The sequence below is a fragment of the Pseudomonas putida genome (assembly GCA_029953615.1).
GTDB lineage: Bacteria > Pseudomonadota > Gammaproteobacteria > Pseudomonadales > Pseudomonadaceae > Aquipseudomonas.
Window position 1 is genome coordinate 2709152 of record CP124529.1, and the last position, 13816, is coordinate 2722967.

Consider the following 13816-nt stretch of genomic DNA (forward strand, 5'->3'; position numbering starts at 1 on the left):
AGCTTTGAAGGTTGGTGAGTTCCCTGTGGGAGCTGGCTTGCCGGCGATGAGGCCGGTAGCCCCAACACAAAAGCTGCGTCGCATCGACGAACAAGAATTCAAGGCAGGTAAGAAATGAGCGCTATCAACGTCTTCCAGCAAAACCCCGGCGCCGAGGCCAAGGCCCAGTCGCCACTGCACCACGCCGACCTGGCCAGCCTGGTTGGCAAAGGCCGCAAGAACGCAGGCGTGACCCTGCGTGAACGCAAGTTCCTCGGCCACCTGACCATCCGTGGCGACGGCCACGACCCGGAATTCGCCGCCGGCGTGCACAAGGCCCTGGGCCTGGAGCTGCCAGTGGCCCTGACCGTGGTCGCCAACAACGAAATGTCGCTGCAATGGATGGGGCCGGACGAGTGGCTGCTGATCGTCCCGGGCGGCCAGGAGTTTGCCGTCGAGCAGAAGCTGCGCGCGGCCCTCGAAGGCCAGCACATCCAGGTAGTCAATGTCAGCGGCGGGCAAAGCCTGCTGGAACTGCGCGGCCCGAACGTGCGCGAAGTGCTGATGAAATCCACCAGCTATGATGTTCATCCGAACAACTTCCCGGTAGGCAAGGCCGTCGGCACCGTATTCGCCAAGTCGCAACTGGTGATCCGCCGCACCGCCGAAGACACCTGGGAGCTGGTGATTCGCCGCAGCTTCGCCGACTACTGGTGGCTGTGGCTGCAAGACGCTTCGGCCGAGTACGGTCTGAGCATCGAGGCTTAAGGAGAGCGAACATGAGTCGGGCACCGGATACCTGGATTCTCACCGCCGACTGCCCGAGCATGCTCGGCACCGTCGACGTGGTGACGCGTTACCTCTTCGAGCAGCGCTGCTACGTGACGGAGCACCACTCCTTCGATGACCGGCTGTCGGGGCGTTTCTTCATTCGCGTGGAGTTCCGCCAGCCGGACGATTTCGACGAGGCAGGCTTCCGTGCCGGCCTCGCCGAGCGCAGCGAAGCGTTCGGCATGACGTTTGAGCTGACTGCACCCAATCACCGCCCCAAGGTGGTGATCATGGTGTCCAAAGCTGACCATTGCCTGAACGACCTGCTGTATCGCCAGCGCATTGGCCAGCTGGCCATGGACGTTGTCGCGGTGGTGTCCAACCACCCGGACCTCGAGCCGTTGGCGCATTGGCACAAGATTCCCTACTACCACTTCGCCCTCGACCCGAAGGACAAGCCGGCGCAAGAGCGCAAGGTGATCCAGGTGATCGAAGAAACCGGCGCGGAGCTGGTGGTGCTTGCCCGTTACATGCAGGTGCTGTCGCCGGAGCTGTGCCGGCGCCTGGATGGTTGGGCGATCAACATTCACCACTCGTTGCTGCCCGGGTTCAAGGGCGCCAAGCCTTATCACCAGGCTTACAACAAGGGCGTGAAGATGGTTGGCGCCACGGCGCACTACATCAACAACGACCTGGACGAAGGGCCGATCATCGCCCAGGGCGTGGAGGTGGTGGACCACAGCCATTACCCTGAAGATCTGATTGCCAAAGGGCGCGACATCGAGTGCCTGACCTTGGCGCGGGCAGTGGGTTATCACATCGAGCGGCGTGTGTTCCTCAACGCCAACCGGACGGTAGTTCTGTAATAACCTGTATCGGCCTCTTCGCGGGCATGCCCGCTCCCACTGGTGTTGCGCTGCTCTCAAGGCTAGCGCGGTACCTGTGGGAGCGGGCGTGCCCGCGAATGGCCCAACACAATTTCCCCTGCCGTTAAAAGGCATCTCCCTGTCGCTTCCAGTCAGTGCATCCCGCCGTATCAGGCCCACAATTCCCTGCATTCCAGAAACACATGCCGCCCCGGATGGCGGCGCGTTCAACCACCGCTGCATAAATAAAAATCAAGCGAGGTAAGAGCATGTCTGGCAATCGTGGAGTGGTATATCTCGGCGCCGGCAAGGTCGAGGTGCAGAAGATCGACTACCCGAAAATGCAGGACCCACGCGGCAAGAAAATCGAGCACGGCGTGATCCTGAAGGTGGTCTCCACCAACATCTGCGGCTCCGACCAGCACATGGTCCGTGGCCGCACCACCGCCCAGGTCGGCCTGGTCCTGGGCCACGAAATCACCGGTGAAATCGTCGAGAAGGGCCGCGACGTCGAGCGCATGCAGATCGGCGACCTGGTCTCGGTACCGTTCAACGTCGCCTGCGGCCGTTGCCGCTCCTGCAAAGAGATGCACACCGGTGTCTGCCTCACCGTCAACCCGGCCCGCGCAGGCGGTGCCTACGGCTACGTCGACATGGGTGACTGGACCGGCGGCCAGGCCGAATACGTGCTGGTGCCTTACGCTGACTTCAACCTGCTGAAACTGCCAGAGCGCGACAAGGCCATGGAGAAGATCCGTGACCTGACCTGCCTGTCCGACATCCTGCCGACCGGCTACCACGGTGCCGTGACTGCTGGCGTCGGCCCGGGCAGCACCGTCTACGTTGCCGGTGCCGGCCCGGTCGGCCTGGCCGCCGCTGCCTCGGCGCGCCTGCTGGGCGCCGCCTGCGTGATTGTTGGCGACCTGAACCAGGCTCGTCTGGCTCACGCTAAGGCCCAGGGCTTCGAAGTGGTCGACCTGTCCAAGGACACCCCACTGCACGAGCAGATCGTCGATATCCTCGGCGAGCCGGAAGTGGACTGCGCCGTCGACGCCGTAGGCTTCGAGGCCCGTGGCCATGGCCACGAAGGTGCCAAGCATGAAGCGCCGGCAACCGTGCTGAACTCGCTGATGCAGGTTACCCGCGTTGCCGGCAATATCGGTATCCCGGGCCTGTACGTGACCGAAGACCCGGGCGCGGTCGATGCTGCTGCCAAGATCGGCGCGCTGAGCATCCGCTTCGGCCTGGGTTGGGCCAAGTCGCACAGCTTCCACACCGGCCAGACCCCGACCATGAAATACAACCGTCAGCTGATGCAGGCGATCATGTGGGACCGCATCAACATTGCCGAAGTGGTGGGTGTGCAGGTGATCAACCTGGATCAGGCGCCGGAAGGGTATGGCGAGTTTGATGCGGGTGTGCCGAAGAAGTTTGTGATCGACCCGCACAAGATGTGGGGTGCGGCGTAACGGCCGTCGTTTGACAAGAGCCCCTCGCATCGAGGGGCTTTTTCATGGCTGTGTCATTGACTTCAAAGCCAGCACTGTCCCCTGTAGGAGCAGCCTTGAGCTGCGAAAGGGCCGGCAAGTCGAAAGCTCATCTCTGGCATCAATGGCGTCTTCGCAGCACAAGGCTGCTCCTACCTGGAGCCGAGCCAGCCAGGGAGATTGACGGCGAACACTGTGGGAGCGGGCGTGCCCGCGAAGAGGCCAGCCCAGGCAACCCAAAACTCAGCGCATCATCCCCCACTCAGCATCATCCATCAGCGCCTTGGCCAACGCGCTCAGGTAATGCGATGCCCAAAGCAACTGCGGCTTGTTGTCCATCAGCCCGTCAATGGTCATGTCCCGCACATAGCCCATCAGCTCCGAGGCCTGGTCACGGCATCCTAGCAAGGGATCCCAGAGGCAATGCAGAATAGCGGGTGGGTCTTGTTTTCCCCCCTGATAAAAGATGGTCTTGCCGACGGTAGTGTTGGGTTCTCTTGCGCCTGTTGTCATTGTTCTATCCCCTTGAAATTGGCGGTGCCTGTCCGGGCCTCTTCGAGGGTAAACCCGCTCCCACAAGTTTTGCGCCGCCCCTGTGGGAGCGGGTTCACCCGCGAAGACGCCAGCTCAGACAACACATCAAACAAGCCTCAGCGTGGCATCCGCGTCACAGTCTGGGCACGCTGGGCATACCCCGTCGCCAGGAGGGTGGTGATTTCAAGGGAAAGGAATTGCGAGGTGGTTCAAAATCAGTTTTCTGCATGGTGTAACCCTCTGTCGATTGCGCCGACACCCTCTGCTGTCAAACAAATGGGTGGCAGCTGTACGCGGGTTGACAGACCGGTCGACAGATTAAACCCGGCGCACACAGGGGGCCCCACGCACAGCCACCATTGAGGTAAGCCATCACGTATCGTCGGTATCGGCCTGTCAAAGCCGATCGCTGATGTGCAGCGACCGCTCGAGACTAGAGCGCAACCCAGAGCAATGGCTTGGAGGGGATAGGGAGTATGTTTCAGAAACGTCCTACAAGTAAGAGGAAAAAACGGAAATCAAAGTGGGATTGAGGCGCTAATACAGGCATATAGAAGAAACTTGCGGGTAGCCCACGCAAAAAATTCAGCGCGGTCTGATTGGCCTAAAGAAAAAATCCCCTCGAATTGAGGGGCTTCTGCAGTGGGTCGGCCTCTGTGGGCGATCATGAGTCCTGTATACGATAATTTTATTCGGTGTCAATATCGGATCACTTTTTGAATATCGCTAGTTGATGGTGTATATCCAGGTTCGAATAATAATCTTGTGATTTCATTACTGTAAAAGTCGCCGTATCGTGCGGCCATCTGTTGGTAGATCTCATGTTCGCCGATGGGTGTTAATGGGGGCGCGGTTTTCTCATTTCTTGATAGTTTGAGCTTGCTAAGCGTTCAAGTTTTCTCAGATATTTTAAGCTGTCTCCAGTTATTGTATTTACTGGCAATGGGGCGGAAGGTTCATATTGAGCCATGTGCTCCAGCGTTGGAGCTGTGGCCGCTTCATTGATATTGGATAGGCTTTTGGCAGCTTTTAAGTCGTACCTGGAGGGTCGGAAGTCTTTTCCTGTATTTTCGAATACCGGATTGAAGCTGCTAGGTTGAGAGTACTCGGATGGCTGATTTATCGCTGGTGTAGACTTACTTAGCTTCGTGTTTATGGATTTTTATGTTCTTGTTTGAGAATACTTTCATGAGCGATGTAAGCGGATTCTTGGCATGCCCAGTTGGGTCTGTGTTGTTTACCGGGTCGCCGCTGCAGTAACCATAGCAATTTATGCTGCCAGCCAAGAAGGGACTGAGGTTATCTGGGGAGTGAAAACGCATTAGTACAGTGTCAAATATACGGTAGCTGCCAAGCAAGTATTTTCCGGCAGCTAGGGGGAGTTCTCCTGCGAAGCCAATCAAAGAGCGCTCTTGAAGTTCTGCGCTGTCGTACCCGTAGACTGAAAATATTTTTCCTGAAATATTTTCCTTGCGAGCGATGCTAACAGGTGTGTTTGAAATGTCCACTGATAAAAGCGCTGGCTCGTTGGGTGTGGAATTTAAAGTTTTTTCAGCTATCGGACTGGTGTCGCTTCGTATGATTGATATGCTTTTGTTAGTAAAAATAACAGTATTGGTGCTGAGGCCTTGATAGAATATTGATTGCTTGCTATTGAAAGACATGTGCAGCCTCCATTTTAACTAGATATGTTGGTTCATGTTAGAATGGTTTCGAGTTTTAAGCATAATCTTATATTGTGCAACTGGTAAAATTGCTAGTTTCGAGGTTGATCTATTTATGAGTTGGCCCTCATTTTGGGATTCTGACAGTTGGCTTGGAACAAACGCCCAAACAACAAGTCAAACCCCTCGTTTCCCAGGCCATCCCGGCCAACCGAGGTCCCTCCCGATGAAAGCATTCACCCTGGCAACCCTGATGACCCTGGCCGCAAGCCCGGTGTTCGCCTTCAACCTCAGCGATGCCGCCAACGCCGTGTCCGCCATGCAGAACCAGCAGCAAGGCCAGGTGCAGGCTCCTGCGGCGCAAGCCAATCTGCTCAATACCTTGGGCAGCCAATTGAACATCACCCCCGAACAGGCCGTGGGCGGGGCGGGAGCGATGTTGGGGTTGGCGCGTAATAACCTCAGCAGCGAGGACTATGGCCAGTTGACCAAGGCAGTGCCGGGGCTGGACCTGCTGGCCGGGGCCAGCGCGCTGGGTGGTTTGAGTGGGTTGGGGGATTTGCTGGGCAAGAACAGCGAGAACCCGTCGGCGTTGAGCAATGCGCTGGGTGGCAATGTGGAGAACCGCAGCGACCTGGACAATGCGTTCAAGGCGCTGGGCATGGATACCGGGATGATCGGGCAGTTTGCTCCGTTGCTGCTGCAGTACCTGGGGCAGCAGGGGATTGCCGGGTCGTTGCTGCAAAATCTGGGCAGCTTGTGGACTACCCCGGCGCCAGCGCCATTGGCTCAGCCTTCCGTCTGAAGGTTTTGCAGGGGAAGTGCTGGCCCTATCGCCGGCTAGCCAGCTCCCACAGGGTTATCACAGAACTCAGGGCCGGCGCTGTAGTTGTGGGGCAACTGTCTTGATCAAGATTCAAGCGCCTGCGCAGTTTTTGTGGGCGCGGGCATGCCCGCGAACACCGGCGAAGCCGGTGGCCTACACCGCGCTGGATTCTTCGCGGGCGCGCCCGCTCCCACAAAACATAAGCAGATCTGCGTCGGGCCGATAGTCAGGCAGCTTCGGTGAAGTCCACCAGCCGCACCGGGCGACGGAAGCCGGCGGTCAGTACCGCCAGGTACGCCAGGCCCAGGGCAAACCAGCACAGGCCAATTACCAAAGTCAGTGCCGACAGGCTGGTCCACAGCCACAAGGTCAGTGCCAGCCCCACCAACGGCACCAAGCCATAGCACAGCAGCCCCTTGAGGTTACGCTGTGCACCATCGTCCATCAGGTGAGTCTTCACCACCGCCAGGTTCACCGCCGAAAACGCCACCAGCGCACCAAAGCTGATCAGCGAGGCGAGGGTAGCCAGGTCGATCACCAACGCCAGCAGCGAAAACGCCGACACCAGCGCAATGGCAAACACCGGGGTACCAAAGCGCGGCGACAGGTAACCAAAGCTGCGCCGAGGCAGTACGTTGTCGCGCCCCATGGTGAACAGGATGCGCGACACCGCTGCCTGCGAGGCCAGCGCCGAGCCCAGGCTGCCGGCCACATACGCCGCCGTGAAGAAGTTGGCCAGGAATTGCCCGCCCGCTTTGAACATCACCTCGTTTGCCGCCGCATCGGCATTGGCGAATGTGCTGCCCGGCAACACCAGCTGGCTGACATAGGCCAGCACGGTGAACAGCAAGCCGGCGAACAGGGTTGTGAGGATGATCGCCCGTGGCACGTCGCGGCGGGCATCGCGGCATTCTTCGGCCAAGGTCGATACGGCATCGAAGCCAAGGAACGACAGGCACAGCACCGCCGCGCCGGCCATGATCGGGCCGAAACCGGGCTTGGAGCCATCGCCCATCAGCGGCGTCAGCAGGTCCAGCGGCTGGCCGGCCAGCGACTGGCAGGACAGCGCGACGAACACCACGATGAACACGATCTGCGCGCCAACGATCAGGTTGCTGGTCTTGGCCACCGAGTGAATGCCGACCACATTGAGCACGGTCACCAGGGCAATCGAGGCCAGCGCGATCGACCACGCCGGGATGGCCGGGAAGGCGATGTTGAGGAACAGGCCGATCAGCAGGTAGTTGATCATTGGCAGGAACAGGTAATCCAGCAGCAGCGACCAGCCGGCGAGGAAGCCGACGTTTGGGCCGAAGGCCATGTTGGTGTAGGAGTACGCCGAACCTGCGACCGGGAAGCGCTTGACCATGAAGCTGTAGGACGCGGCGGTGAACAGCATGGCCACCAGGGTAACCATGTAGGCGCCGGCGGTGCGGCCACCAGTAAGTTCGGTGACGATACCGTAGGTGGTGAAGATGGTCAGCGGGACCATGTACACCAGGCCGAAGAACACCAGGGCGGGCAGGCCGAGAACACGGCGGAGCTGGACGGGGGTGGAGCTGGGTGGGTTGGCCATCGTTCGATCCAGAGCGTTTTTGTAGTTGTGCTTTGGTCGATTTTTATCCACTTAGGTGGGGTGTGACAAAGAAGTAATCCTAATGCTGATTATTAGCCTGGGTTTTAATCGGAAGTCTGTGATACCTGTACCCGCCTCTTCGCGGGCTCGCCCGCTCCCACAGGATTACCACAGCCCCTGAAGGTGGCGCCGCCCCTGTGGGAGCGGGCGAGCCCGCGAAGAGGCCGGCACAGCCAATAGAGCTTTCAGCCCATTTCCGCCCGCAGCTGCTCGATCCGCTGGTCCTTCTCCACCCATAGCTGATTCACCCAAGCCTGCACGGTCTGACGAAACTCAGGATCATTCTCGTAATGCCCCGCCCACAGCGCCGGGTCCAGCTCGCGCACCTGAATGTCGATAATCACCCGGCTGATGCTGCCATTGAGCAGGTCCCAGAACCCCGGCGCCTTGTTGCCGGGGTAGACGATGGTCACGTCGAGCAAGGCATCCAGCTGCTCACCCAATGCCGCCAGCACAAACGCTACCCCGCCCGCCTTGGGTTTGAGCAGGTAGCGATAAGGCGACTGCTGTTCCTGGCGCTTGGCCTCGGTAAAGCGGGTGCCTTCCAGGTAGTTCACCACGGTCACCGGCTGGCGCTTGAACAGCTCGCAGGCGGCCTTGGTGATTTCCAGGTCCTTGCCCTTCAGCTCCGGGTGCTTCTCCAGGAAGGCCTTGCTGTAGCGCTTCATGAACGGGTAATCCAGCCCCCACCAGGCCAGGCCCAGCAACGGTACCCAGATCAGTTCCTTCTTCAGGAAGAACTTGAAGAACGGTGTACGGCGGTTGAGGCTTTCGATCAGTGCGGGGATATCGACCCAGGTCTGGTGGTTGCTCACGGCCAGGTATGAGGTGTCCTTGCGCAGGTTCTCGACACCGCGGATGTCCCACTTTGTAGGGATGCACAGGGCAAAGATGGCCTTGTCGATCTCCGACCAGGTCTCGGCCACCCACATCACTGCCCACGAGGCATAGTCACGGCCGCGGCCCGGCAGCACCAGTTTGAGCAGGGCGAAGACCAGCAGCGGGCAGATCAACACCAGGGTGTTGAGCAGCAGCAGGGTGGTAGTGAGAATGCCGGTCAGCAGGCGACGCATAAAGAGACTCTTGTTGTGGGAGATAAACGGTTGGCAATGATAAGCAGGGCGCTGGCCTACGCCAAATTTCCCATGCCCGGCGGCGCAGACAAATGTTTCACAATTTGTTGGTTAACCTTGTGACAGCGAACCTATCCTGCCAGTGCAGTCTAAGCACTGACACTTCTCAAGGAAGCCTGCCTGTGAAATCTCTGCTTGCCCTGTTGTCGTTGTTGGCGCTGCCGGTCATGGCCGCCGAGCCCACCCTCTATGGCCGTTACGAGAACATAGCCCTGCCCGAACTGGGCGAAACCCTGAAAGCCAAGATGGATACTGGCGCCTTTACCGCGTCGCTGTCGGCCAAGGATATCGAGCTGTTCACCCGCGATGGTGACGAGTGGGTGCGCTTCCGCCTGGCGACCAAGGATTCGGATGGCAAGGTGTACGAGCACAAGGTCTCGCGCATCAGCAAGATCAAGGGCCGTGCCGATGAAGAAGACGAAGGCGATGCGCCGGAAATCTCCAAGCGCCCGGTGGTCGACCTGGAGCTGTGCCTGGGTGACGTGAAACGCACCGTCGAGGTTAACCTGGTGGACCGCAGCAGCTTCAACTACCCGCTGCTGGTGGGGTCCAAGGCATTGCGCGAGTTCAAGGCGGCGGTAAACCCGGCGAAGAAGTTTACCGCCGGCAAGCCGGGCTGCTGATGGCGAGGCGCCTGTAGCGGCCCTTTCGCGGGCTCGCCCGCTCCCACAGGTACGGCGCATACCCTGTGGGAGCGGGCGTGCCCGCGAAGAGGCCCTTCAGGCTACCGGCGCGGTGGCAACCATGGAAGGCCGCTTGACCACCTCGGCATACCACGCCGCCAACCCAGGCTGCTGCTCACGCCAGCCGAACCCGGGCTGGCGCAAATCCAGATACCCCAGCGCACAGGCCACGCCAATCGCTGCCAGGTCGAACCCGGACATCAGCTCAGGCAAATGCTCCTGCTCCAGGTTGGCCAGGCTACGGCGAATCTTGTCGCCCTGTGCCTGCAGCCAGCCGTCCCAGCGCTTGTCTTCAGGCCGCAGGAAGCTTTCATAGCGCGACGACACCGCCGCATCCATGATCGCATCGGCCTGCGACACCAGCGTCATGCGGCGCCAACGCGCCGAGCCTTCGCGCGGCAGCAGCGGCAGGCCAACGTGCTGCAGGTCCAGGTATTCGCAGATCACCCGGCTGTCGTGCAGTACGGTCCCGTCTACCAGGCGCAGGGCCGGGATCTTGCCGATCGGGTTGTCCTGGTTCAGTTGCAGGTCGCCGCTGACCGGGCTGATGTTCACCGGCTGCAGCTTCACACGCTCAAGCTGGCCAGTCTCGTGCAACACCACCATGACCTTGCGCACGAATGGCGACAATGGCGAGTGGAACAGGGTCATCGTGCTCATGCGTCAGTTACCCTGCAGGCTCGGTGGCAGGCACACACCGGTGCCGCCGATGCCGCAGTAGCCGTCCGGGTTCTTGGCCAGGTACTGCTGGTGGTAGGCCTCGGCGAAGTACACGGTCGGCGCCTGGTCGATTTCGGTGGTGATCTCGCCGAAGCCAGCCTTGGTCAGTTCGGCCTGGAACGCGTCGCGGCTGGCCTTGGCCTGTTCCAGCTGTTCAGGGCTGGTGCAGTAGATGGCCGAGCGGTACTGGGTGCCGATGTCGTTGCCCTGGCGCATGCCCTGGGTCGGGTTGTGCAGTTCCCAGAACATCGCCAGCAGCTCGCGGTAGCTGACCTTGTCCTTGTCGAACACTACCAGCACCACTTCGGTATGGCCGGTCAGGCCCGAGCACACTTCCTCGTAGGTGGGGTGGGGGGTGAAGCCGCCGGCGTAGCCAACCACCGTGCTGACCACGCCCTCACGCTGCCAGAAGCGGCGCTCGGCGCCCCAGAAGCAGCCCAGGCCGAAGATGGCGAAGTCGATGGCGCCTTCGAAGAAGGGGCCGAGCAGAGGCGTGTCCTTGAACACGTAATGGAACTCGGGCAGCTTCATTGGCGTTTCGCGGCCAGGCAGGGCCTGCTCCGCGGTAGGCATGACGTTTTTGTTCACCAGGATTTCCGAACGCAGGACCATGGCCGTTCCTCTGTATGGCAGTTGAATAGGTGTTGGGGCCTTCGCGGGCATGCCCGCTCCCACAGGGTCACCACAGGATTTGAATGTTGTGGGATACCTGTGGGAGCGGGCGTGCCCGCGAAAGGGCCCGAATGGTTTCTATAGTGCCCGAGGTTTACGCGGCTGTCAGGCCAGTGGGCCACGCGGGTAGCGCTTCAGCCGTTCAGCCAGCTCGCGCCCCGGAATCGGCCGGTCGAACAGGTAGCCCTGGCCCACGTCGCAGCGGTGCCGGCGCAGGAACGCCAGCTGCTCCGGCGTCTCGATACCCTCGGCCACCACTTTCAGCTTGAGGTTGTGCGCCATGGCCACCACCGCCGAGGTGATTTCCATGTCGTCCTGGTTGTCCGGGATTTCATTGATGAAACTGCGGTCGATCTTGAGGATGTCGATCGGAAACTTCTTCAGGTAGCTCAGCGACGAATAACCGGTGCCGAAGTCGTCCATGGCCAGGGTCAGGCCCAGGGCCTTCAGCTCATCCAGTTGGCGGTGGGTGTCTTCGCTGGCCTCCAGCAGCAGGCCTTCGGTCAGCTCCAGCTCCAGCAGGTGCGGGGGCAGGGCTTCTTCCTTGAGGATGGTGCTGATCGACGCCACCAGGTCCGGGTCGGAGAACTGCTTGGGCGACAGGTTGATGGCTACATGCAGGTTGCCCATGCCGGCCTCGCGCAGCTGCTTGCTCATGCGGCACGACTGGCGCACCACCCATTTGCCGATGGGGATGATCAGGCCGGTCTCTTCCGCCACGCTGATGAACTGGTCGGGGCGGATCATGCCGCGCTCGGGGTGGTTCCAGCGCAGCAGCGCTTCCAGCCCCAGCAGGCGGCCACTGCGCAGGCACAGCTTGGGCTGGTAGAACACCTCCAGCTCGTTCTGGGTCAGGGCGCGACGCAGGTTGTTTTCGACGAACAGCTTGTAGCTGGCTTCGGCATTGAGTACTTCGGTAAACACCTGCACCTGGTGCTTGCCGTTGGCCTTGGCCTTGTGCAGCGCCAGGCCGGCATTTTTCATCAGGCTGGCCGGGTCGGCGCCGTGCAGTGGCGCGCAGGCCAGGCCCACCGAGGCGGTGACGTTGATCAGCTGGTTGTCGACGAACATCGGCTTGTCGAGCGTGTTCAGCAATTGCTGGGCGACACCTTGGCCATCTTCCAGGCGGGTGTCGTCGAGCAGCACGGCGAACTCGTTACTGGCAAAGCGTGCCAGGATGCCGCCGGCATGCAGGCTGTTGCGCAGGCGCCGGGCCAGGCTGATCAGCAGCTTGTCGCCGGTCTGGTGGCCGAGGCTGTCGTTGATGCGCTTGAAGTTGTCGATGTCCACCAGCAGCAGGCACATCGAGTTCTCGCCATCACGGGCAAAGCGCTCGTCCAGGCTGCGGATGAACGCCGGGCGGTTGCCCAGGTTGGTCAGGTTGTCGGTGTAGGCCAGGCGTTCGATGCGCTGCTGGGCCAGCTTGGTCTGGGTGACGTCCTCGTAGATGCCGATGTAGTGGGTCAGCTCGCGGTTGTCGCCGTAGACCTTGGATATCGACAGCTGGCCCCAGTAGGGCTCGAGGTTCTTGCGCCGGCTCTTGAATTCACCCTGCCAGCTGTTGCCCATGGCCAGGCTCGACGGCGAGTCGAACAGCAGTTCGCTGAGGTTCTCCAGCGCCGGCAGCTCGCCCAGGTGGCGGCCTTGCACTTCCTCGGTGCTGTACTGGGTGATGGCGGTAAAGCTGGGGTTGACGTACTCCACCACGCCGTCGCGGTTGACCAGCAGGAAGGCGCTGGCGCTCTGCTCGACCGCCCGCTGGAACAGGTGCAGGGCGCTGGCGGCGGTGCGCCGGTTATGGTTGGTGATGACCTGGGCGAACTGGTCGGCCAGCTCGCCGGCAAAGGCGATTTCGTCCGACTGCCAGGCCCGGGTCTGGCCGGTCTGCTCAAGGCACAGCACACCGACTACCTGACCATCGACGCGAATGCTGGCATCAAGCATCGCCTTGTTTTCCGGGCACAGGCTTTGTGCCAGGGCGCGGGTGCGCGGGTCGTGGCCGGCATTATGGGCATCGATGGCACGGCTGGTGTGCAGCGCGTCGAGGTAATCGGGGAAGCGGCTGGCATCTATGGCTTCGGGCTGGCGGTGCTCTTGCGCTTCCCGGTACCAGGCGGTGATCGGCTCCAGGCGCTGGTCTTCCAGGTGCCAGATGCTGGCAATGTCGACCTTGTAGATCTCGCAGGCGCTCCGGGTAATCAGCTGGGCGGCTTCCCGCAATGAATTCCCGACGCTGTAGCGCTGGCGGGCCAGGCGCAGGATCAGGTCCTGCTGGCCGCGTACCCGCTCCAGGTGCTCGAGTTGTTCCTGCTGCGCGCGCTGGTTCAGTTGCAGCGCCAGTTGCAGCCGGTTGTTGCGCGATTCCAGGTCGCTGGCAGGGGCTTCGCCGGTATCCTCGGCGTGGTCGTCGAGCACGCTCAGGTAGCCGCGCAACAGGTGGCGGTTGTGCTGCTTGTAGGCTTCCCCGGCCTCCAGCAGGCGTAGCGATGCAGTTGGCGTGTGCAAGGTGTAGCGCACGCGGTAGTAGCCGCGCTGGGCCAGTTGCAACTGGATCTCGTCGTGCAGTCGGTAGCGGGCCTCGGGCTCCATCAGGCTGGCATAGGGCGCGTCTACCAGGGCGCACAGGTCGCCGGCATGCAGGCCGAACTGGCGCTCGCAGGCCGGGTCGAGGTAGAGCATGGCCCACGTGGCTTCGTTGAGCCTTTCGAAACGCAGCATGCCGAGCCGCGAGGGCACGGGTAACTGCGTGACGACCTCGGCCACCACACGGCTGGCGGCATCGGGTTGGCTTTTCATCGAAGACTCGCTTGAAGAGGTAACGCGGCTTTGGGGCAGCGGCGGATTC

General features: G+C 61.0%; 11 protein-coding genes and 1 pseudogene. 5 read left to right on the forward strand and 7 right to left on the reverse strand.

Features of this window, described 5'->3' with window-relative positions; translation table 11 throughout:
* Positions 1-114: 114 nt before the first annotated feature.
* The 3 genes from soxG to fdhA all read left to right on the forward strand — a co-directional run bounded on the left by soxG (position 115) and on the right by fdhA (position 3085).
* Positions 115-747, forward strand: coding sequence for a sarcosine oxidase subunit gamma family protein (gene soxG, locus QIY50_12335; GenBank protein ID WGV22864.1), 633 nt, complete (start codon positions 115-117; stop codon positions 745-747).
* 11 nt (positions 748-758) lie between these two features.
* Complete coding sequence (purU, locus tag QIY50_12340) at positions 759-1616, forward strand: formyltetrahydrofolate deformylase (protein ID WGV22865.1); 858 nt, start codon at positions 759-761, stop codon at positions 1614-1616.
* Positions 1617-1885: 269 nt separating this feature from the next.
* Positions 1886-3085, forward strand: a complete 1200-nt coding sequence (gene fdhA / locus QIY50_12345) for a formaldehyde dehydrogenase, glutathione-independent (GenBank protein ID WGV22866.1) — start codon at positions 1886-1888, stop codon at positions 3083-3085.
* A 261-nt stretch (positions 3086-3346) separates the two neighbouring features.
* On the opposite strand, the pseudogene QIY50_12350 reads toward fdhA, so the two are convergent.
* A pseudogene (locus QIY50_12350) lies at positions 3347-3616 on the reverse strand (DUF3077 domain-containing protein).
* 1157 nt (positions 3617-4773) lie between these two features.
* The gene (locus QIY50_12355) at positions 4774-5301 is read right to left on the reverse strand and encodes an RHS repeat-associated core domain-containing protein (protein ID WGV22867.1); all 528 of its coding nucleotides are present in this window, start codon (positions 5299-5301) and stop codon (positions 4774-4776) included.
* A 226-nt stretch (positions 5302-5527) separates the two neighbouring features.
* On the opposite strand from QIY50_12355, the gene QIY50_12360 reads away from it, so the two are divergent.
* Positions 5528-6106, forward strand: a complete 579-nt coding sequence (locus QIY50_12360) for a DUF2780 domain-containing protein (GenBank protein ID WGV22868.1) — start codon at positions 5528-5530, stop codon at positions 6104-6106.
* Between the two features lie 247 nt (positions 6107-6353).
* On the opposite strand, the gene QIY50_12365 is transcribed toward QIY50_12360, so the two are convergent.
* Positions 6354-7703, reverse strand: coding sequence for an APC family permease (locus tag QIY50_12365; GenBank protein WGV22869.1), 1350 nt, complete (start codon positions 7701-7703; stop codon positions 6354-6356).
* A gap of 245 nt (positions 7704-7948) precedes the next feature.
* Positions 7949-8836 (reverse strand): acyltransferase, encoded by an 888-nt coding sequence (locus QIY50_12370; GenBank protein WGV22870.1) that lies wholly within the window; start codon positions 8834-8836, stop codon positions 7949-7951.
* Positions 8837-9018: 182 nt separating this feature from the next.
* Here QIY50_12370 and QIY50_12375 point away from each other — a divergent pair, with 182 nt between their 5' ends.
* On the forward strand, positions 9019-9519 hold the full coding sequence (locus tag QIY50_12375; GenBank protein ID WGV22871.1) for an ATP-dependent zinc protease: 501 nt from the start codon (positions 9019-9021) through the stop codon (positions 9517-9519).
* A gap of 96 nt (positions 9520-9615) precedes the next feature.
* Here the strand turns inward: QIY50_12375 and QIY50_12380 are convergent, their stop codons facing one another.
* The 3 genes from QIY50_12380 to QIY50_12390 form a co-directional block, all read right to left on the reverse strand.
* A complete protein-coding gene (locus QIY50_12380) occupies positions 9616-10239 on the reverse strand; it encodes a glutathione S-transferase (GenBank protein ID WGV22872.1) in 624 nt (207 codons plus the stop codon).
* 3 nt (positions 10240-10242) lie between these two features.
* A complete protein-coding gene (msrA, locus tag QIY50_12385; protein WGV22873.1) occupies positions 10243-10911 on the reverse strand; it encodes a peptide-methionine (S)-S-oxide reductase MsrA in 669 nt (222 codons plus the stop codon).
* 165 nt (positions 10912-11076) lie between these two features.
* Positions 11077-13767, reverse strand: a complete 2691-nt coding sequence (locus QIY50_12390) for an EAL domain-containing protein (protein ID WGV22874.1) — start codon at positions 13765-13767, stop codon at positions 11077-11079.
* Positions 13768-13816: the final 49 nt, after the last annotated feature.